The 19,490-nt window shown below is 68.5% G+C and carries 23 protein-coding genes; 11 read left to right on the forward strand and 12 right to left on the reverse strand.

Translation table 11 applies throughout. The annotated features are described in order from the left end of the window. The coding region (locus EP26_RS36950; protein ID WP_211259550.1) for a hypothetical protein at positions 1-230 on the forward strand (230 nt) is incomplete at its 5' end. Between the two features lie 78 nt (positions 231-308). Here the strand turns inward: EP26_RS36950 and EP26_RS38290 are convergent. From EP26_RS38290 to EP26_RS25275, 5 genes are all read right to left on the reverse strand, one after another. Then, positions 309-614, reverse strand: a complete 306-nt coding sequence (locus EP26_RS38290) for an HGGxSTG domain-containing protein (RefSeq protein WP_342669127.1) — start codon at positions 612-614, stop codon at positions 309-311. Further along, positions 611-1,138: a hypothetical protein gene (locus EP26_RS35360; RefSeq protein ID WP_157033765.1), complete on the reverse strand. Its 528-nt coding sequence runs from the start codon at positions 1,136-1,138 to the stop codon at positions 611-613. The genes EP26_RS38290 and EP26_RS35360 overlap by 4 nt, the downstream gene beginning before the upstream one ends. A 286-nt stretch (positions 1,139-1,424) precedes the next feature. After that, positions 1,425-2,591 (reverse strand): AAA family ATPase, encoded by a 1,167-nt coding sequence (locus EP26_RS25265; RefSeq protein WP_169747487.1) that lies wholly within the window; start codon positions 2,589-2,591, stop codon positions 1,425-1,427. A 529-nt stretch (positions 2,592-3,120) separates the two neighbouring features. Continuing rightward, positions 3,121-3,819, reverse strand: a complete 699-nt coding sequence (locus EP26_RS35365) for a hypothetical protein (RefSeq protein WP_157033766.1) — start codon at positions 3,817-3,819, stop codon at positions 3,121-3,123. Continuing rightward, complete coding sequence (locus EP26_RS25275) at positions 3,816-5,093, reverse strand: tyrosine-type recombinase/integrase (RefSeq protein ID WP_043342841.1); 1,278 nt, start codon at positions 5,091-5,093, stop codon at positions 3,816-3,818. The genes EP26_RS35365 and EP26_RS25275 overlap by 4 nt, the downstream gene beginning before the upstream one ends. A gap of 344 nt (positions 5,094-5,437) precedes the next feature. On the opposite strand from EP26_RS25275, the gene EP26_RS25285 reads away from it, so the two are divergent. After that, positions 5,438-5,638: a hypothetical protein gene (locus EP26_RS25285; RefSeq protein WP_043342843.1), complete on the forward strand. Its 201-nt coding sequence runs from the start codon at positions 5,438-5,440 to the stop codon at positions 5,636-5,638. Between the two features lie 105 nt (positions 5,639-5,743). After that, entirely contained in the window at positions 5,744-5,914 is a 171-nt protein-coding gene (locus EP26_RS35370; protein ID WP_157033767.1) for a hypothetical protein, read from the forward strand. Positions 5,915-5,951: 37 nt separating this feature from the next. Here the strand turns inward: EP26_RS35370 and EP26_RS25290 are convergent, their stop codons facing one another. Both EP26_RS25290 and EP26_RS36425 read right to left on the reverse strand, forming a co-directional pair. After that, the gene (locus tag EP26_RS25290) at positions 5,952-7,385 is read right to left on the reverse strand and encodes a sigma-54-dependent transcriptional regulator (protein ID WP_043342845.1); all 1,434 of its coding nucleotides are present in this window, start codon (positions 7,383-7,385) and stop codon (positions 5,952-5,954) included. Further along, positions 7,382-7,726, reverse strand: coding sequence for an Hpt domain-containing protein (locus EP26_RS36425; protein WP_043342847.1), 345 nt, complete (start codon positions 7,724-7,726; stop codon positions 7,382-7,384). The genes EP26_RS25290 and EP26_RS36425 overlap by 4 nt, the downstream gene beginning before the upstream one ends. Positions 7,727-8,204: 478 nt before the next feature. Between EP26_RS36425 and dut the strand changes: the two genes are divergently transcribed. The 6 genes from dut to EP26_RS25325 are packed head-to-tail and all read left to right on the forward strand — an operon-like array spanning position 8,205 to position 12,304. Then, positions 8,205-8,672 (forward strand): dUTP diphosphatase, encoded by a 468-nt coding sequence (gene dut / locus EP26_RS25300; protein ID WP_043342849.1) that lies wholly within the window; start codon positions 8,205-8,207, stop codon positions 8,670-8,672. Between the two features lie 58 nt (positions 8,673-8,730). Beyond that, positions 8,731-9,090, forward strand: coding sequence for a DUF427 domain-containing protein (locus EP26_RS25305; RefSeq protein WP_043342851.1), 360 nt, complete (start codon positions 8,731-8,733; stop codon positions 9,088-9,090). A gap of 40 nt (positions 9,091-9,130) precedes the next feature. After that, on the forward strand, positions 9,131-9,352 hold the full coding sequence (locus EP26_RS25310; RefSeq protein ID WP_043342854.1) for a biotin/lipoyl-binding carrier protein: 222 nt from the start codon (positions 9,131-9,133) through the stop codon (positions 9,350-9,352). Between the two features lies 1 nt (position 9,353). After that, on the forward strand, positions 9,354-10,718 hold the full coding sequence (locus EP26_RS25315; RefSeq protein ID WP_052389666.1) for an ATP-binding protein: 1,365 nt from the start codon (positions 9,354-9,356) through the stop codon (positions 10,716-10,718). A gap of 18 nt (positions 10,719-10,736) precedes the next feature. Next, positions 10,737-11,273 (forward strand): biotin transporter BioY, encoded by a 537-nt coding sequence (locus EP26_RS25320; RefSeq protein ID WP_043342858.1) that lies wholly within the window; start codon positions 10,737-10,739, stop codon positions 11,271-11,273. Positions 11,274-11,311: 38 nt separating this feature from the next. Continuing rightward, positions 11,312-12,304 (forward strand): Bug family tripartite tricarboxylate transporter substrate binding protein, encoded by a 993-nt coding sequence (locus EP26_RS25325; protein ID WP_043342859.1) that lies wholly within the window; start codon positions 11,312-11,314, stop codon positions 12,302-12,304. Between the two features lie 3 nt (positions 12,305-12,307). On the opposite strand, the gene EP26_RS25330 is transcribed toward EP26_RS25325, so the two are convergent. Next, entirely contained in the window at positions 12,308-13,282 is a 975-nt protein-coding gene (locus EP26_RS25330) for a Bug family tripartite tricarboxylate transporter substrate binding protein (RefSeq protein ID WP_043342862.1), read from the reverse strand. A 78-nt stretch (positions 13,283-13,360) separates the two neighbouring features. Then, entirely contained in the window at positions 13,361-14,233 is an 873-nt protein-coding gene (locus tag EP26_RS25335) for a LysR substrate-binding domain-containing protein (RefSeq protein ID WP_052389667.1), read from the reverse strand. Between the two features lie 106 nt (positions 14,234-14,339). Here EP26_RS25335 and EP26_RS25340 point away from each other — a divergent pair, with 106 nt between their 5' ends. Continuing rightward, entirely contained in the window at positions 14,340-14,960 is a 621-nt protein-coding gene (locus tag EP26_RS25340; RefSeq protein WP_043342868.1) for a pyridoxamine 5'-phosphate oxidase family protein, read from the forward strand. Between the two features lie 106 nt (positions 14,961-15,066). On the opposite strand, the gene EP26_RS32445 is transcribed toward EP26_RS25340, so the two are convergent. Then, on the reverse strand, positions 15,067-16,062 hold the full coding sequence (locus EP26_RS32445) for an MORN repeat-containing protein (RefSeq protein ID WP_052389668.1): 996 nt from the start codon (positions 16,060-16,062) through the stop codon (positions 15,067-15,069). Continuing rightward, complete coding sequence (locus tag EP26_RS25350) at positions 16,059-17,864, reverse strand: serine/threonine-protein kinase (protein ID WP_052389669.1); 1,806 nt, start codon at positions 17,862-17,864, stop codon at positions 16,059-16,061. Before EP26_RS25350 ends, EP26_RS32445 begins: the two co-directional genes overlap by 4 nt. 378 nt (positions 17,865-18,242) lie before the next feature. Here EP26_RS25350 and EP26_RS25355 point away from each other — a divergent pair, with 378 nt between their 5' ends. Beyond that, positions 18,243-19,262 carry a glycosyltransferase family 2 protein gene (locus EP26_RS25355; protein WP_169747488.1) on the forward strand — a complete coding sequence of 340 codons (1,020 nt, stop codon included), beginning with the start codon at positions 18,243-18,245 and terminating at the stop codon, positions 19,260-19,262. On the opposite strand, the gene EP26_RS25360 is transcribed toward EP26_RS25355, so the two are convergent. After that, a partial coding sequence (locus EP26_RS25360) for a transposase (protein WP_043342870.1) occupies positions 19,222-19,490 on the reverse strand: 269 nt, incomplete at its 5' end. The genes EP26_RS25355 and EP26_RS25360 overlap by 41 nt on opposite strands.

Genomic DNA, 19,490 nt, shown 5'->3' on the forward strand with positions numbered 1-19,490 from the left:
GAGCAACGCCGCCTTGCTCAAGGCCCGCAGGCCGCTTTACCTTTGGCCGCCTGATTAGCGCAGCCGACTGTCTCAGCATCCGGGCGCACTACAATGCCAACGCTGCTTTTTGCTGGTTCTCGTTGGTGGTGATGCCGGCAAGGGCAGGATCTCCATTAAATGGAATACTCGTGGGTCGCAGCGAAATCCTACCTGCCCTCAAAGGCTTGCTCGTCAGCCTTCACGCATAATCCTGGCTAGTCTGCTATACTCGGCCCTGGCGCGGCCATTTTCCTTATTTTGAAGCAGAGGAGCGCTGAAGGTCGACTTCATCTATTTTGCCGGCTGCGCCTGTCGAGCAAATCACGGATTGCCTTTCTAAAAATACGCGGCTCGGCGCTGTACCGGCCATGGGTCATCCGGGCCTGCGCGAGCCTCGCCAGTCCCTCCGGCGTGCGCGGCCCAGTGCTCGCTCCGCCGTGCATCCGGCACCTACCATTGCTCATCGCTGGCGCCCGGCATGGTTGCCCGCTTCGTGTCTTAGCTCCGCACCGGGGCGAGCCGTGGGCCAGAGGCATGGTTATGCGCCAGTCTGGCACGCTGCGCTTGGGGTTCTCCTTCGAGAAAACACTCATGCCCCACCCCTCTCATCGCCGTCTCGGGTGAGGTTGCCAACAATGGCCTGCCCGCCATCGTGTACGACCACCCGCTCCACTCGCACCACCTGCGGGGCCTTCCCTCGCTTCCGATCGAGCGCGTCCAGCATGTCGATCATCCCGCGTGCGAGGTTCGCGCCGTCCTTCCGCATACGTGCCGCGATCTCCGAGGGCTGATCTGGAAGCATGGAGCGCCTGAAACACTCCATTGCTCCGTAGTGCATGGCGACCGCCTGAGCGGCTATCATAGCCTCGATTTCATCTTTCGGCTTGAACGCAGCCAATGCCACGGCCGCCGCTGACTGGCGACGTTCAACATCCTCTAAGTCATTTTTGAAGGTCCAAATCGCCGCCAGCGTCGAGCGTAAGAGAGTGCTATTGAAATGCCGACTTCGAGAGCCGCCCATGGCTTGGAACGGGTTACCCGGATCGTTCTCTGAGACAGCGAGAGTGCCAGATCTGTCCATGGCAGCGTCGCCCCTGCGTTTCAAAACCTTGCTCATATCGTCACCTCAAATGCACCGGTCTCCGAGCGCCGGCTCCACTTTCCAAGCCTGGAAGCAGGCGGGCAGGGACGGATCGCGGATCGGCGGTTCCCCCCAAGGGAGGGGAACCTAATCCGCACCAGGCGCCCTGGATGATCCGCCTTTGATCCGCGCTGATCCGCCGCAGAAATCCGCGATCCGTCGACGATCCGTGCACTTTTCTGTATAGAAACCCAACAAATTAGATGCGAAAACGTTTCGATCCGCATCGCTGGTCTGGTTTCTGTGAGGTGGCCCAGCGTAGTTAGGCATCAGGAACCACCCTAACCTGCCAGACCCAGCCATCCCGCATTGTTACATGCCCAGCGGCGCGCAACTCCTGTGCAGCTTTGCGGAACACCCGATCCTTGTCCGCGTCCTTCTCCGCCATAGACAGCCTGCGGCTCCTGCACTCCTCCCGCCATCGCGCTTCGAGTACACCCCGCATGTTCGGTGGGATTAGCGGCCCGACCGGCAGCGGCACTCCTTCGGTCAGGATGAGGTCGCACAGGTACCTCAAGGCATCACGCGTCACCCTCGGCAGAGGTTTGGCCCGCCTCTCGCCGGTCTCGGCTTCCTCGGCGATGCAGGTTGAGCGCGGCTCATCGTCGGCCCCGGGCGGCAGGTCCACAACGCGAAGGCGGAACGCCAGCATCGCGCCATCGACATCATCCTTGGCGGCTTCCACGGTGGCGCTGTTTGGCTCGCCAGCGGCACCGCGTGTCACCTTTACAATCAGGTCGGCCGCGCCTTCCATGGCACCACTGCCGCGAGACCGTTCGCCGGTCTTCGTCCCATGATGTACTACCGCGACATGCGCGCCGGTTTCCTCGCGGATCTGGTCCAAGCTAGCGACAAAGCCGCCCATGTCTCGCGCGGCGTTCTCATCGCCCTCCCCGAAGGTCCTGGCCAGCGTGTCCAGCACGATCAGGTCAGCGCCCATGTCTAGCGCCGCCTCGGTCACATTGGCCAAGTCATTTGCCGGCGGCCCCACAGTGGTTCGCTGCGCGATGTAGCGGAAGTTATCGCCAGCATCGCCCATGGCATCGCGCAGCGTCAGCAAACGGGCGGCAAAGCCGCCCTCGCCCTCGGCCGCGACATAGAGCACCCGGGACGGCTTGGCACTGCGGCCCCACATGCCCACCCCGAACGCCATCCCGTAGGCCACCCGGAGCAGCAGGAACGACTTCCCGCACTTTGGGGCGCCCCACCAAAGCGACAACTCAGCAGGTGCAATTAGCCCTCGCAGCAGATAGCAGCGTGCCGGCGCGTTTTCCGCATCCGCCAGTGTCAACACGCGTAGGCGACCAAACGGCTTGCCACGTTGTGGTGGACGCGAGTTAAAGCTCTCGTCCGGTATGTCGTCCTCGTAAAATGAAGAATAGCCTTGTCCATCCGTTCGGCCAGAAGGCTCGCCTGATTCATTATGCACTGTGTGATGCCTCAAAATAATGAGGCGCGGCGCTTGGAAATCGGGGCGTAGGTGTGCTAAATGATGGCTGTCAGTCCGATCAGTAGCCTGCCCTGAAACTCCGCCGGTTCCGCGCCGCGCGGGGTTTCTTTTAAATTCTTGCCAAGATCGAAACGTTATCCAGGGTTCTTAATAGAGGGACGGCGCCCAGCATAACAGCGTGCATTATCCGGCCCTCTGAGCGGCGGATTGTGCTGCCAGCTCGGCGCTCCGGTGCGAATAGGTTCTCGCAGAAGCCCAAGCCTCGCAGTCGGAGAGACGGTAAATAATCCGCCTCGGGCCGACGCGCACGAAAGCGGGGCCGTCGCCCGTTGTGCGCCACCGCTGCACAGTCCGTGGTGCGAGGTGATAGCGCTCCGAGAACTCACGCTCGGTAAGGTATAAGTCTGACATGGCATGTCCTTTGCGCGGCAACGCGTCATGCGCTGCTAGGACAGGCCTTGTATGCGCTCCGGCTGCCTTTTTGGCCGGGCATAACATCTCAGGAGGTTTAGCCCCCCGAAGGCTTCCGGCTTCGTTTGAAGGTGCGTCGGGCCGAACGTCGATTGCTCACTCGGAAGTCCGTGGCAGCCACCCGCGCAAGGTCCAGTGGTATGCCTTCAGCGTGCAACCGATCCGCCAAATCGGCTTCTTCTCTCGCTCGGGCTTGATTGCGTGCGTTAACGTAACGGCTCCGACCGCCCCGCGTGAGCTTCAACGCGGCGAGAATCTCGGCTGCTTTTGGCGTCTTGCCGGGTTTGGCCAAGCTGTCGAGGCTAGTTGCCGTGGCTTGAAGCGGTGTAATGCACCATTGGGGGAGGATCGGCGGCTGTTGCCTTAAGGTTAAAGCCAGTGCCTGCCACATGAACAGACGATTGCCTGTTGCTAGATAACCTTTCTCATAGCGTGCCAGCGCTGCTGCGGCGGCAGTTTTCGGGTCATGAGGACGACCCGCTTCGGCTTGATTGGCGTTTCTTTCCGCTCCTAGCCGATACGTCAGCGCGCGAGCTCGCTGATCCGGGGCAACAGTTGGATTGGCGGCGAGCCACGCGGCAGCGTAGGCGGCGCACCGCCTCCAATATCGTCCCAAGGCAGCATCGCTCTCGGGTTCGCCCATGTGTCCGCTGTCGATGGCGCGCCGGTCCTCAGCAGCTTCCGGATCGTCATTCCATTCATGATACTCCCATGCCTTGCTCGCCCGGCGTGTCACGCTGCCCTCGTCGGTAGTGAGACCACATTCGCGGTTTGCATGCTCCCATCGCCGCAGCGCAAGACATGCTCGCCCCAAGCCTCTAGCGCGGCTCTACGCTCGGCCAAGAACTCGCCACGCTGGTAGATCGCAGCCACGCCGTGAATGCTACCGGTCACGTGGTTCAACAGCCGGTCGGCAACATGCGGCGCGAAGCCGGCCCCTGCCAGCCAGGTGACTGCCGTTCGTCGAAAGTCATGGAAGCGCCAACTCGGTGTGGGCCCCGTGTCCTTCGCCATGGCGGTATCCAGCGCCAGCTTCGCCCTGCTGAACCCGCTCGGCGCCGTCGTGCCGGTGGTGCTAAACACCAGATCCTGTCCGGCGATGCGCGGCAGACCGGTAAGGATCGCCCGCGCCGGCTCGGCTAGATGCACCACATGCGCCTTGCCGTTCTTCGCGCGGGTGCTCGGCAAGATCCACGTCGAGAGGTCGGCCGAAAGCTCGGACCAGCGGAGCGCGGCTACTTCCTCCCGGCGCTGGGCAGTAAGGAGTAGCAGCCTTACCACCGGCCCGAACGGCGAACCCAGTGTCCCAGCCGCGCGCCACACGGCGCCGACCTCTGCATCGGTAAGTACCCGGTCACGAGTAGGATTGCCGCCTTGGATCACCGGCAGCCCTGCGAATGGATTAAGCGGCAGCCGGCGGCGCTTTACCGCCCAGCCGTAACAGGCCCGGCCATAGGCCATAGTCCGGGTTGCCATAGATGCCTTGCCAGCGCTCGCCAGCGCATCGAGCACGGCGATCACTGCCGCATGGGTGAGGGCTGCCGCTGGCCGGTCCAGGTGAGCCTTGAAAGCCACTCGGAGCGCCCGCTCGGCCTCGGCGCTGTAGCGCGCCCGTTTGCCGGCCAAGTGCAGCCGTGCCCAATCAGCGATCAGCGCATCCAGGGTGAAGCGGGCTTCCTCCTTCGCTGCTGCCAGTGCGGCTCGCTGGGCCTCATCGGCTAGCCTCGCCGCCGCTCGCTCCACTGCTGGGTTGATGCCCAGCGCCACCCGACCCAGGCGGGCGCGGGCTGCGGTGCGGGCCTGCTCCACGGTGATGCTGCCCCAGGCGCCCAGCGGCTCCCGAACCTTCCGGCCGGTGGCGGTGTCGGTCCATTGGACGAGGAAGCTCTTGCTGCCAGCCGCAGTGGCACGGACCCCTAGCCCTTTGCACTCGGTATCAAAGGCCAGCCGATCCTTTGACGCTCCCTCCGGCTTGAAGGTCGCGATGAACCGGTCAGTCAGCTTCGGCATAGCCCCGCTTACCTCGCCCTTGCGGACCCTACGCGGACCCAGCGGGAAGGTCCGCAGTGGGTCCGCGTGGCATCGTGTGGCGACACCTTATTTAGCGGACCTAGCTAGAAGCAAGAGATTTGGCGGCTTCTAGCAATCATGTGCAGCGTGTGGCGACAACATCCCGCTGACTCTTAATCAGCGGGTCATAGGTTCGAATCCTATGGCGCCCACCATTCTCCCCTTCGCAATCATCCATCGCATCGATAATGGTCATTCCTCTCCTGGTTTGGACCAGGGGCGGGCCCGCACCTATTCTCACCGGCATCACCGGTTGGCGGTGACGTGGCGGAGGAGGTCTTTCGGTGAGGCGTTGTGGTGTCATCGGCCTGGTGCTCGCGGCGGGCATGGCTGCGCTGTCCTCGGGCTTTGGGGCGGAGCCGGCCAACCGTGACGAAAGCCTGCGCCTCCAGCGGAGCATCATCGGCATGGCTGGCGACGAGGACGCCACCGTTCATGGGGCCGGGGCGTGGCTCGAGGCGGTGGGGCGGGCCGCGCGGCGTTAAGGTTGCAGGGCTGAATTCTTTTCTTTCAATATATTACATCCAATTCCTCTGGAACGGCGGCATTGGGTGGCATTATTATGTTGCATCGCAGCAAGGCTATTCAGGATGAGCACACAGACCGTCTTCTCCGACGCGTCACTCGCCGCCGCGGACCGGCACGAGACGGGGCGCACCCCGGCCAGCGAAGCAACGCGTGTGGAGCGCGTCTTCCTGCTCACGGTCGGGCTGGTCGCCGGGCTTGAGGTCGGGCTGTTCGCCCTTTGGCTGGTTGGCTGAGCCGGCCTCTTTCAACTGATTCCATCCGCAGGGATGGTCAGCCCGTCACCCGCTTCGGCCCACGCCAAGCCTGAAGCTTGCGGTAGATGGTCGAGGGGTTGATCTCCAGCAACGAGGCGGCGCGCGGCACGTCCTGCCCGGTGTGTTCCAGCGCGGCCAGGATCAGCCGCCGCTCCATCTCTGCCAGCGGCATGATTTCGATGACTGGCGGCGGCACGGGCACCAGAGACGTCGCCACGGTGATGGGCGGCGCCTCGCCCCCACCTGGCCCGGCGCACAGCAGGGGGGGCGGCAGCATCGTTGCTTCCACCCGTTCGCCCTCATGCAGCACGACGACGTTGCGCACCACATTCTGCAACTGCCGCACATTCCCCGGCCAGGGATAGCCGAGGATCGCCGCCTCCGCCTCGGGCGAGAAGCGGCGGAAGCGCTTGTTCTCCTCCCGGCTGAACTGGGCGAGGAAGGCCCGCGCGACCAGCAGCACATCCGCCCCGCGGCTGCGCAACGGCGGCAGCTCGATCGGCACGACATAGAGCCGGTAGTAGAGATCCTCGCGGAAGCGCCCGGCCTCGACCTCGGCCAGCGGGTCGTGGTTGGTGGCGCAGACGAAGCGGACGTCCACGCGCTCGGGCCGTGAGCCGCCGACCGGCTGGAAGCTGCCGGTCTGCACGAAGCGCAGCAGCTTCACCTGCATCTCGAGCGGCATCTCGCCGATCTCGTCGAGGAAGAGCGTGCCGCCATCCGCCTGCCTGGCGGCGCCGGTGCGGCTCTCCGTCGCCCCGGTGAAGGCCCCCTTCACATGGCCGAAGATCTCGCTCTCCAGCAGGTCGCGTGGGATGGCGCCGCAGTTCAGCGCGACGAAGGGGCGGGCGGCGCGCGGCGAGGCCTTGTGGACGGCCTCCGCGGCCAGCTCCTTCCCCGTGCCGCTCTCGCCGGTGATGAAGATGTTTGCCCGGCTGGAGGCAACGCTCTCGATGGTGCGGTAGACCGCCTGCATCGCCGGCGAGGCGCCGATGAAGCCCATGAAGCCCTGCCGCGCCGTCAGCGCCCGGGCCGCGTGCAACTCGCTCTCCAGAGCCCGCTTCTCGATGACGAGGGCGCGCTTCTCCATCGCGTTCTGCAGGGTGAAGACGAGCTTCGCCTTCGGGTAGGGCTTCGGCAGGAAATCCGTGGCGCCCGCCCGCATCACCTCGACCGCGGTGTTCATCGGGGCATTGGCGGTGATGACGATGACCGCCGTCTCCGAGCCTTCGGCCCGCAGTGTCTTCAGCACGTCGAGGCCGGAGAAGTCCGGCAATTCGAGGTCGAGCAGGATGGCATCCGGGTCCCAGGCGCGGGCCTGGGCCAGGGCCTCGGCCGCGGTCTCGACGGTGCGGATCTCATGGCCGAGGTCCCGCAGGTGGGACCGTGCCACCTCCGCCTGGGTAGGCGTATCCTCGACGAGGAGGACGCGCCCGGCGCTGCCGCTCATCGTCTGTCGAAGCGGGCGACGAGGGCCGAGAGTTCCTGCAAGGCCGCCTGGGCGCGGTCCCGGATAACCGGCACTACCACGGTCGGCGGATGCGGCGAGCGCGGGTCCATGGCGACGCGGGCCGCCTGTTCCAATGGGACGGCGCCGACCGCCGCCGCCGCTCCGGCGAGGCTATGGGCGGCGCGCTGGTAGCCATCCCAATTCCCGGCGATAGCGGCCGCCTCCAGCTGTTGCGACAGCCGACTGAGGTCATCCTCGAAGGTCTCGATGATTCGCCGGAAATCGGCCGGAGGGAGATCCTGGGCCAATTGCTCGGCGATCTGGGGATCGATCGCGCTCACGCCCGCGTGTGTCGCATTTGACGAGGTTTGCGTCAATCGGTAACCAAACGCGAGCGCAACAAGCGGCCGGCGGCGTCCGTTGGCAGCGGCATGCTGCCGGTTAAGGGAAAACGATGCGCCGACGAGACCCGGTCTTGAAAAAGACACACCTCGGGCTGCTGGGCAAGGAGGCTGAGGCATGGTGAAGTCTCGGTTTGCCGACGCAGCTTTACCGCATTCTGCAACGCCACGGACAAAGAAGTCGCAGAATGCAGTGGAAGTGCCCCTTTCGGCTTGGCATGCCTCCTGCTCCCACGGCATCGCCGACGATCACCCGGCCGGAGGATGCGATGCGCTGGACCTGTCGCTCTTTGCCGCCGCCCGGAGTGCCGGCCTCGCCGCGAAGGTTGGGTGCGGCTCGCGATCGCCCTGGGTCGCCCCTGATTCCGTCCGGCCAGCCTTTGTTCTATCACCGCCGCCAGGGTGGGGATGGGCAGGCATGGGCAATCCGATGATCGAACTGAAGCTGCTGGACGAGCGGCTGCGCGAATGGGGCCTGCCCCGCTACCAGACCGGCCTGGCCGCGGCGGTCGACCTGCATGCCTGCCTCGACGCGCCGCTGGTGCTCGAGCCGGGCGCGGCCCCGGCGTTGGTCTCGAGCGGCATCGCCCTCCACATGGCCGATAGCGGCATGGCGGCGCTGGTGCTGCCGCGCTCCGGCCTCGGGCACCGCAAGGGGCTGGTGCTCGGCAACCTCGTCGGGCTGATCGATGCCGACTATACGGGCCCGGTCATGGTCAGCGCCTGGAACCGCAACCCGCCGGGCGGCGAGGCCATCGCCATCGCACCCGGCGAGCGCTTCGCGCAGATGGTCTTCGTCCCCATCATCCGGCCGGGATTCGCGGTGGTGGAGGAGTTCTCGGCGGAGTCCAGCCGCGGCGCCGGCGGCTTCGGCTCGACCGGCTGACGGGCTTGGATTCCGCTCCCTCGCCGTCGATATCCCATCGGTGCGGAGGAACCTCGCCATGAAGCTGCCAGGACCGGACCACCCGATCACCATCACGCCGACGCCCCGGCGCGTGCGCGTGCTCTTTAACGGTGAGGTCGTCGCGGAGACCACCCGGGCATTGACCTTGCAGGAAGCCAGCTACCCCGCCGTGCAGTACATCCCGCGCGAGGATGCCAGGATGGCGCTGCTGGCCCGCACGCCCCGCAGCACCCATTGCCCCTACAAGGGCGATGCGAGCTATTTCACTATTGCCGCCGGCGGCAGGCAGGCCGAGAACGCGGTCTGGAGCTACGAATCCGCCTATCCCGCCATGGCCGAGATCGAGGGCCACCTCGCCTTCTACCCGGACCGGGTGGACGCGATCGAGATCGGCTAGGCTATGCTCCCGGCTTGAACAGAAAGCCGGAGGAAAAGCCATGGCCGAATTGGGCGTGCCCGTCGAACTCACCGCCGCCGTCTGGAAGATCGAGGCGACGCCCGGCCAGCAGGTCGCCGAGGGCGACGTGCTGATGATCCTCGAATCGATGAAGATGGAAATTCCCGTCGAGTCGCCGCGTGCCGGCACGGTGAAGTCGATCCTCGTCGCCGAGGGCGACCAGGTGCAGGAGGGCCAGGTCGTCCTGCTTCTGGACGCCTGAGGTGCTCGGCCCGGTCCTGATCGCCAATCGTGGCGAGATCGCCTGCCGCATTGCCGCCACCTGCCGCCGCCTCGGCCTGCGCAGCATTGCCGTCTTCTCCGATGCGGATGCAGGCGCGATGCATGTCGCTGCCGCGGATGCTGCGGAACGCATCGGTCCCGCGCCGCCGCGCGAGAGCTACCTTTCCATCCCGGCGATCGTCGACGCGGCACGGCGCAGCGGCGCCCGCATGGTGCATCCGGGCTATGGCTTCCTCAGCGAGAATGCCGACTTCGCCCACGCCTGCGCCGAGGCCGGGCTCGTCTTCATCGGCCCGCCGGAGGCCGCGATCCGCGCCATGGGCGGCAAGGCCGCGGCCAAGGCGGTGGCGCGCGAGGCGGGCGTCCCTGCCATCCCCGGCTATGACGGCGATAATCAGGCGCCGGAGCGCCTGGCGGCGGAAGCGGCGCGCATCGGCTTTCCGATAATGATCAAGGCAGTCGCCGGCGGCGGCGGCCGGGGCATGCGCCGGGCCGACAGCGTGGAGGCCTTCCCCGCGGCGCTGGCCGCTGCCCGACGCGAGGCGGCTGCCTTCGGCGACGAGCGGGTGCTGGTCGAGAAATTCGTCACCCGCGCCCGTCATATCGAGGTGCAGGTCTTCGCCGATGCGCATGGCACCGTGCTGCATCTCGGCGAGCGGGACTGCTCCCTGCAACGGCGCAACCAGAAGCTGGTCGAGGAATCACCCGCGCCCGGCATCGGCCCGGCGCTGCGGGCGGAACTCGGCCGGCGCGCCACAGCACTTGCCCGTGCGGTCGGCTATGTCGGTGCCGGCACCGTCGAATTCGTCGCCGATGCCGAAGGCCCGCCCGCGGCGGAGCGCATCTGGTTCATCGAAATGAACACCCGGCTGCAGGTGGAGCATCCGGTGACGGAGATGGTCACCGGCCTCGACCTCGTCGAATGGCAGCTTCGCGTCGCCGCCGGCGAGCGCCTGCCCTTCACCGACATTCCCTTGCGCGGCCACGCGGTCGAGGCGCGGCTTTGCGCCGAGGATCCGGCGCGCAACTTCCTGCCCTCGCCCGGCACCATCACGCGGCTCGACCTGCCGGAGCCCGGCGCCGGCCTCCGCATCGATGCCGGCTTCCGCGGCGGCGACGTGCTGACGCCCTTCTACGACCCGCTGATCGCCAAGCTCATCGCCCATGCGCCGAGCCGGGCCGAGGCGCTGGAACGGCTGGCTTCCGCCCTCGACGCGGTCGTGGCAGAGGGCATCCGGACCAATGCCGCCTTTCTCGCCCAGGTTCTGCGGACCGAGGCGATGCAGGCCGGCGCGGTCGACACCCAATTCCTGGCGGACTTCCGCACCCGCGGCGCCACGGCCTGACCACGACTAGGATATTCGATGCTCGCTCCTGCCAAAGCTTCCCTTCTGCGCCCGGCCCTGCTCGCCCTCGGCGGCAGCCTCGCCATCGCCGCCTCGGCGCAGATCCAGCTGCCGGTCCAGCCGGTGCCGATGACCATGCAAAGCCTCGTCGTCCTTCTGGTCGGCATCGCCTATGGCCCGCGGCTCGGCGCCGCGACGGTGCTGCTCTACCTCGGTGAAGGGCTCTGCGGCTTGCCCGTCTTCGCCGGCTTCCGCGCCGGGCCGGCGGTGCTGGCCGGGCCGACCGGCGGCTTCCTGCTTGGCTTCGTCCCGGCGGCCGCGCTCGCCGGCTGGCTCGCGGCCCGGGGATGGGCGCATGGCGTCTGGCGCAGCGCTGCGCTTTTCCTCGCCGGCCATGCGGCGCTCTTCGCCTGCGGCCTCGCCTGGCTCGCCACGCTGGTCGGGCCAAGCCAGGCGATCGCCCTGGGCCTGCTGCCTTTCCTGCCAGGCACGGCACTGAAGGCCGCGCTCGGCAGCGTGCTGCTGCGCGCACTCGACGCACGCCGGGGCGGCTGACGCCAGCCCGGTACCGGGACCATAAAGGGAGGACAAGCATGACAACGGAGCCGCGACCGAGGGTGCGCCGCGCGCGACCCATCCTGGCAGCGCTGCTCGGCGCCGCGCTGCTGGCCGGTCCGGCCCTGGCGCAACCCGCCGACCGGCCGCTCCGCATCATCGCCGGCTTCGCTCCCGGCGGCACCTCGGACATCGTCGCCCGCGTCGTCGCCGAGGCGGTCGCCGGCCCGCTCGGCCAGCGTCCAGTGGTGGAGAACCGCACCGGCGCCAACGGCTTCATCGCCGCCGAGGCCGTGGTGCGCGGCCCGGCCGACGGCTCCACCGTGCTGCAATGTCCGATGGGCAACATGACCATCAGCCCGGAAGTGCCGGGCATGCACATCCCGATCGATGTCGCGCAGGATTTGGTGCCGGTGGCGAATGCCGCCCGCTCCAGCTACGCGGTGGTGACCGGGGCCCGCAGCCCTTATCGCAGTCTGGAGGAATTGCTGGCGGCCGCCCGCGCCCGCCCTGGGGCGCTCAGCTACGGCAGCGCCGGCACCGGCACGGCGCAGCACCTATCGGCCGAGCGGCTCAAGCGCATGGCCGGGGTGGACATCGCCCATATCTCCTATCGTGGCGCGGCGCCGGCGGCGCTCGACCTCATCGCCGGGCGTATCGACCTGCTCATTACCAACCTGGGCGACGTCATCCGCCAGATCCAGGGCGGCGAGCTTCGCCTGCTGGCGCTGGCCGACGAAGCGGGCTGGCCGGAATTCCCCGATGCGCCGCGCCTGCCGCGCATCGTCCCCGGCCTCGAGGTGATCGGCTGGTTCGGCATCTGCGGCCCGCGCGGCATGCCGCCCGAGGCGGTGCAGCGCTGGGCAGAGGCCATCCGCGCCGGGCTCGAGGAGCCGGCGCTCCGCAAGCGGCTGCTCGACAACGGCATCGCCCCCGGCTTTGAGGGGCCGGAAGCTTTCGCCCGCACCATCGCCCGCGACCGGCAGGTCTGGGGCGAGACCATCCGGGCCGCCGGCATCCGCGCCGAATAGCGGTCAGTCCAGCCGGATCTTCGCCTCGCGCACGACCTCGCCCCAGCGCCGGTACTCGGCGTCCATGAAGTGGGCGAAACCGGCGGCCCCGAGCGGCGCCGGCTCGATGCTGTAGCTCCGCAGCCGCTCGCGGATCTCGGGCGTGGCGAAGCCTTCGACCACGGCCTCGGCCACCCGGCCGAGGATGGGCGCCGGCGTCCCGGCCGGGGCCTGCACGCCCCACCAGATCATGGCCGCGAAGCCGGGCAGCCCGGCCGCCTCGGCGACGGTCGGCACCTCGGGCGCGGAATACCAGCGCTCCTCGCTCGTCACCGCCAGGAGCTTCAGCTTGCCCTCGCGCGCCTGCTGCAAGTAGGCGGGCAGGTTGTCGCAGGCGAGGTCAAGCCGGCCGGAAAGGAGGTCCGTCATCAGCGGCCCGGTGCCGCGATAGGGCACCTGCTGCATGGTGACGCCCGCCGCATGGTTCAGCGATTCCGCGATCAGATGGCCGGATGTGCCGTTGCCCGGGCTGCCATAGGTCAGCGGCTGCCGCCGGGCGAGGTCCAGCGCCTCCCGCAGCGTGGCGACCGGCAGGTCCGGCCGGGCGACGATGCAGTTCGGCGTGTGGCAGGTGCGCGCCACCGCCACCAGGTCCTTCATCGGGTCGTAGCCCAGCCGCGGGTAGAGATGCGGTCCCATCGCGGCGGCGCTGATGGTGGTGACGAGCAGCGTGTAGCCGTCCGGGTCGGATTTCGCTGCTGCCTCGGCGCCGATATTGCCGCCTGCCCCGGCCCGGTTCTCGGCGACCACCGGCTGGCCGATGCGCGCCCCGATCACCGCTGCCGTGGTCCGCCCCACCGCATCGGTCGAGGCCCCGGGTGGGAAGGGGATGATCAACCGCACCGGCCGGTTCGGCCAGGGCCCGGATTGAGCGCGCGCCAGATGCGGCGCGGCGAGCAGTGGCAAGGCAGCCAGAAGCGTGCGGCGTGAGGCGGTCATGCGGCCCTCGGTAACCCGGTCTGATTTGGTCCAGCAAGGTGCATGCCACGCGCAGGGCGGACGGGTACCGACACGCCATCAATCCAGCGTATCCCGCAGCCAGTCGAGGAAGGCGCGGACGGAGGGGGAGGCGGCGCGGGGCGAGGTCGGCAGGGCTGCCAGGCCCTCGGGGAAGGGGACGAAGCCGCAGGGGGCGCGCAGGCGTCCGGTCGTCAGTTCCTCCCGCACCAGGCGCTGCTCGACCAGGGCGAGGCCGAGCCCGGCCAGCGCCGCCTCGATGCAGAGATGGGTATGCGGGAAGCGCAGCTCGTCCCGGCACTCGAGGACCCGGCCGGCACGCTCGGCCCACATCGTCCAGGCGCGGTCGATATGCTCATGGGCGATGCGGGTGGCGGCGGCGAGGCGGCCAGAACCGGCCTCCACGACATAATCGGGGGCGCAGACGGGACCGAAGGCGACCGTGCCGAGGGGGATGGCGCGGGCCTGCTCGCCGGGCGGGTAATGGCCGCGATTCCAGGCGATGACCAGGTCGGCGCCCTCGTGGCGGAGGGCGCGGGCGGTCGTCATGGAGAGGCGGAGGCGCAGCGTGGGGTGGGCCCGGTAGAGGCCCGGCAGGCGCGGGACCAGCCAGCGCATGGCGAAGCTGGCGCTGCAGGCGACATGCAGGGCAGGGCCGCCGGCCGCCTCGCGGAGCGCCGTCCAGCCGGCTTCCAACCCGTCCAGCGCCGCGGCGACGCTGCGGTGCAGCGCCTCGCCATCGGCATTGAGGCGGAGGCCGGTGCCGGCCTTCTCGAAGAGCGGCAGGCCGGCCGCCTCCTGCAGGGCCTGGATCTGACGGCTGACGGCGCCATGGGTGCGACCCAGCTCCTCCGCCGCGCGAGTGACGGAGCCGAGCCGTGCCGTCGCCTCGAAGGCACGGAGGGCGGTGAGCGGCGGCAGGCGGCGCGGCATGGGGCTCCTTCCGTGAGTTTCGCTCACAGATGTGGCAGCCGAAATCGATAGTCGGGCATCGGGGGCATCGTCTAGCCATGGGCCCGCACCGGATGGGAGGGCAGGCATGGCGGTCGTCACCAGCATCGCGGAATTGGAGGCGATCTACGGATCGCTGGGGACGATCGGGGAGGCCTCGACGGCCAAGGTGGCCGACCATGTGACGCCGGCCTATGCGCGGATCATCGAGGCGGCGCCCTTCCTTGCCCTGGCGACGGTGGGGCCGGAGGGGCTCGACTGCTCGCCGCGTGGGGACCGGCCAGGCTTCGTCCGCATCGCCGACCCGAAGACGCTGCTGCTGCCCGATAGGCGCGGCAACAACCGCATCGACAGCCTGCGCAATGTAGTGCGGGACCCGCGCGTCGGGCTGATGTTCCTCGTCCCCGGCAGCGGCAACGCACTGCGCATCAACGGTACGGCGGAGGTGGAGACGGATGCGGCGCTGTGCGGCAGCTTCGCGGTGGAGGGTAAGGCGCCGCGTTCGGTGCTCGTGATCCGGGTGGGGGAGGTCTATTTCCAGTGCGCCCGGGCGATCATCCGCGCGGGGCTGTGGCAGGCGGAGAGCCAGGTCGATCCCCGGAGCCTGCCGACGCCGGGGGCGATCCTCGCCGAGATGAGCGCGGGGCGAGTCGGCGGCGCGGCCTACGACACCGCCTGGCCGGCGCGGGCGCGGGAGAGCATGTGGTGAGCCTCAGGGCATGATCCGTGCTGACGGGAGCGCGGACCATGCCCTGAGCCTTTGTTCGATCGCATGATTCATGCCTCCGGCCGTCCCGGCCTTCGGCGATCATGCTCTAACAGGAGCCGGGGCCGGCGAGGACGCGGTAGACGCCTCGCTCGGTGGCGAGGCAGCCGCCGGTGATCCGTCCTTCGAAGCGGGTGCCGTCGGCGGCGATGAGGACGCCGGGGCCGCTCGGCAGGTCGTCGACGAATTGGCCGATGAAGCGGGTGCCGTTGCTGTAGGTCTCGGTGCCCTGGCCGTTGCGGCGGTCGCCCCGCCATTCGCCCTCGTAGACGCCGCCTGACCAGGTCATCATGCCGCGGCCCTCGCGCTTGTCGTTGCGCCACTCGCCCTGGTAGCGGTCGCCGCTCGGATAGATCTGCAGGCCGCGGCCGTTGCGGCGGTCGTCGCGCCACTGGCCGGAATAGACGCCGTAGCCATCCTGCTGGCGGCCCTCGCCGCTGCGGACGCCGTTCTGCCATTGGCCGTCGTAATCCGGCCCGCGCGGCCAGGTGCGGACGCCGCGGCCGTTCGGCAGGTTGTTGCGGATCTCGCCGCGATAGGTGCTGGCATCGCCGAAGCGGATGAGACCGGCCTTGGCCTCGCCGGAGGTGAATTCCGCCTCGAGATGGATGCCGCCGGCCAGGGCGACGGTGGCCGGCCCTTCCAGCTTGCCATCCTTGAACTGGCCCTGGGTCAGGCTGATCACCGCCTCGCCCTTCCGCCGCAGCAGCTCGCCCGTGCCGCTGGCGGCGCCGTTGCGGCAGGCGCCGGACCATTCGAGGCTTTCGCCGGGCTGGATGTCGGGCGCCCAGATGCCGCAGCGGCTGCGGGTATCGGCGACCAGGTTGCGCGCCGGCTCGGCCGGGGCGGCGGGCGGCGGGACGGGGGCGACGACCTCCTCCCGCGGCGGGCGGACCTCCTCGCGCGGCGGGCGAGGGCGGATCGCGGGACGCGAGGCGGGAGCGGCGGGGCGGGCGCTGGGTGGAGGTGGCGCATCGTCCTCGAAGGTGACGGCGGCGGCGGCCGGCCAGGCGAGGAGCAGCAGCGCGATCAGGAGAGGTTTCATCGGCTAGGCACCGTTTGCAGCAGCACCACCCGTATGGCGACGCGCCCCGCTTCCTGGGCATCGCGCAGGGCGCCGGCCAGGGCGATGTCGAAATCGTCGAGCGGTTCCGGGCGGCGGCGCTGCTGGAAGAGCGGCGCCTCGGAGGCGATGACCACCAGCATGTCGGTCCCGAAGGGTGCCCGCGCGACCCAGCGGGTGCCGTCGCCGAAGCTGATGCTGCTGTTCGGCGGCTGCGGCGCGCCGCCCTGCACGATATGCCCGACTTCGCCGGCTTCGCTCAGATAGGCCACATGCAGCCGCGCCGGCCAAGGCGGGGTGGTGACGCTGAAGCGCAGGCCCTGCCCCTCGCGCAGCGGGGTGGCGTTGGTGAAGACGAGGTTGGGGACATCCTCGCCGAGAGCGGCGACGGGGCGGGCGATGTCGAGCGTCCGGCAATAGGGGCCGTCGAAGCTGTCGAGCGCGATCCGCGTCGTGCCAAGCGGCAGGCCGGACGCGGCCAGGGTGCGGCGCATGGCCTCGGCGGCGGCGGTGTTGGCGATGCCGGCGATGGAGACGCCACGGCCGGTCTGGGTGACCCGAACGAGGCTGCAGGGCACGGTGCGGAGCGAGGCGGCGACGGAGGCAGCGTCCGGCGCGGGCGGCGGGGCCGGGGTCGGCGCCGCCGGCACGGGGGGCAAGGCGGGGGCAGGGACGGGGGCCGGCTGCACGGGCGGCTGCACCGGAGGGGGTGGCGGCGCGATGGCCTCCTGCTGCGGCGCGCCGGGAGTGCGGTCGCCACGGAGCATCATGCTGCCGCCGACCAGCAGGGCCAGCACCACGGCGCCGCCGCCGAGGGCGGGCAGCAGCAGGCGACGGGCACGCGGAGGCTCCTGCAGCAGGGGGCGCGGTGGCGTGCGGACCACGGTGCCGTCATCCGGCGGCTCGGGCGGCCGGCGGAAGGGCGAGGCCAGGGAGGCCTGCCCCGGCATTGCCACGCTCGCCGCCGCCTCTTGCAGCGCGGCGGCGAATTCCGCGGCGGTGGCGAAGCGGTCCTCCGGCGCCTTCGCCATGGCGCGGGCGACGATGGCATCGATCGACGGCGTGCCGGTAGGGGAGGCGCCGATGCGCGAGGGAGGCGCTGGATCGGTGTTCAGCACCTTCTGCATGATGGAGGTGATGCCGCCGGAGAATGGCTTCTCGCCCGAAAGCAGCTGGTAGAGCACCACGCCGGCGGCCCAAAGATCGGCGCGCTGGTCGACGGTCTCGCCGCGCAGCTGCTCCGGTGCCATGTAGGCCGGCGTGCCCATCATCGTGCCGATATGGGTTATCGAGGAATTCTCGAGCCGGGCGATGCCGAAATCGGCGATCTTGAGGGTCCCCGACGGGGTGAGCATCAGGTTGGCCGGCTTGATGTCGCGATGGACGACACCCTTGGCGTGGGAATAGCCGAGCCCGTCGAGAAGCTGCGTCATCAGCTGAACGATGCGCGGCAGGGGCAGCTTCTCGCCGGTGTCGAGGAGCGACTTGAGCGAGCCGCCCTCGACCAGCTCCATGATGATCCAGGCCTGCTCGGCATTCTCGCCATAGTCGAAGACGGCGACGATGTTCGGGTGGTTGAGGCCGCCTGCCGCCCGTGCGCCGCGCCGGAAGCGGGCCATGGCATCGGCGGTCTCAGCGTCCTCGACCGGCGGCAGGTTGACGACCTTCACCGCGACACGGCGTTCGATCAGCTTGTCGAAAGCCTCGTAGACGACGGTGCCTGCGCCGGTGCCGAGCGTGCCGCGCAACTCGTAGCGGCCAGCGATATCCACCCGGACGTTCATAACGCGACCGGGCTTCCGCCGACCCGGGGGGCGGGTCTCACCATCAGCGCGCCATTACCCAACATCGACTGCCACCAACCACGCAGGGTGCCACATTGCAGGGGCGGCCGAATCCCGGCAAGCACCGCGACGGCAGCCAGGGTCTATACTGGCCAAGTTGTTACTCGGCCAATGGAAATTTCGCGCGGCGGTTCAACGCTGACCCCATCGATAGCTTCTTGCGTTTACCGAAACTGTGTTCTCCCCGCAACGTGACGCGGGCTCCGCCCAAGATTGCCAAATGCGACTGAATCTCACGGCCTCGTCGATTGCGAGGGTGAAACAGGCAGCAGACATTCCACCTCAGATCAACGTCGAAGACGAACGGCAGGCATGTGCATGACCCTCCCGGTAGGCCAGATGAGCGCGATGGCGCAAGGGTGCGGCGTCTCCGTTACCGCCTGCATTTGCACCCATAATCGCACCCACTACCTGCGTCATTGCCTGGAGTCCCTGCGGCAGCAGAGCGTCGGACTGGACACCTTCGACATCGTGGTCGTGGACAGCAATTCCTCGCAGGCCGCGGCGGAGGAGATGCAACGTCTCGTCGCCGATTTGCCGAATGCGCAACTCATCCGTGTTGAGGAGACGGGCATCAGCCTCGCCCGCAATGCCGGCGCACTCGCCGCGCAGGGTGACTACATCGCCTATATCGACGACGACGCGCGGGCGGCGCCCGACTGGATCGAGCAAATCATGCGCGTGGTGCTGGAGCAGCCGGTGCGGCCGGCCGTGCTCAGCGGCCGTGCACTGCCGGTGTGGGAGGCGCCCTTGCCCGGTTGGTGGCCGGAGAGCCTGCGCGGCATCCTCACCATCACCGAATGGGAGGGAAGCGGCGAGTATCGCACCTCCGAGGTGCCGGCGGGGATCGGCCCCTATGGCGCCAACCTGGTGATCGAGCGCGCGGCGCTGCTTGCAGTCTCAGGCTTCGCCGAGGATCTCGGCCGGCGCGGCGGCCTGCTGCTGTCCGACGAGGATGTGCATCTCGCCTGGAAGCTGCAGGATAGCGGGCGGTCCGCCCGGCACGATTCGCGCATCACCGTGCATCACTGCATCCAGGCGCAGCGCCTGACGCCGGCCTGGCTGCTGCAGCGGCTCTATTGGCAGGGTGCTTCCTCGGTCCTGACGCGGCTGATGCTTGGGCATCCTCGCCTCGTCTGGAGCGAGCTGCCGCGTCGCATGGCGCTGGCTGCCGCGCTGGCGCCGCTGTCGCTCATGCCGGAGCAGAGCACGGCGCTGATCGGCCTGCGCTGGCGGTTGGCCTATGCGCAGGGCTTCATCAGCATGGCGCTCGGCGAGTTATACCAAATCCCACTGATCAGAACCGATGCGCCCAATCGCGCAGTCCGATGGACATGATAGTCCAGGGCTGCTCGACGAGGCGGTTCCAGGCGCGACAGCAATGGTCGACGATGTCGTCGTAGCAGCGGAAGATGCGGTTGGAGAGCCAGTTGTCCCGCAGGAACTGCCAGGTGTTCTCGACCGGGTTCAATTCTGGACACTTGGGCGGCAGCGGGATGAGGGTGATGTTCGGCGGTACCTCGAGCCTGTCCGATAGGTGCCATCCGGCTTGGTCGAGCAGCAGCA

Origin of the sequence: Belnapia moabensis DSM 16746, assembly GCF_000745835.1 — a bacterium.
GTDB classification, from domain to species: Bacteria; Pseudomonadota; Alphaproteobacteria; order Acetobacterales; family Acetobacteraceae; genus Belnapia; species Belnapia moabensis.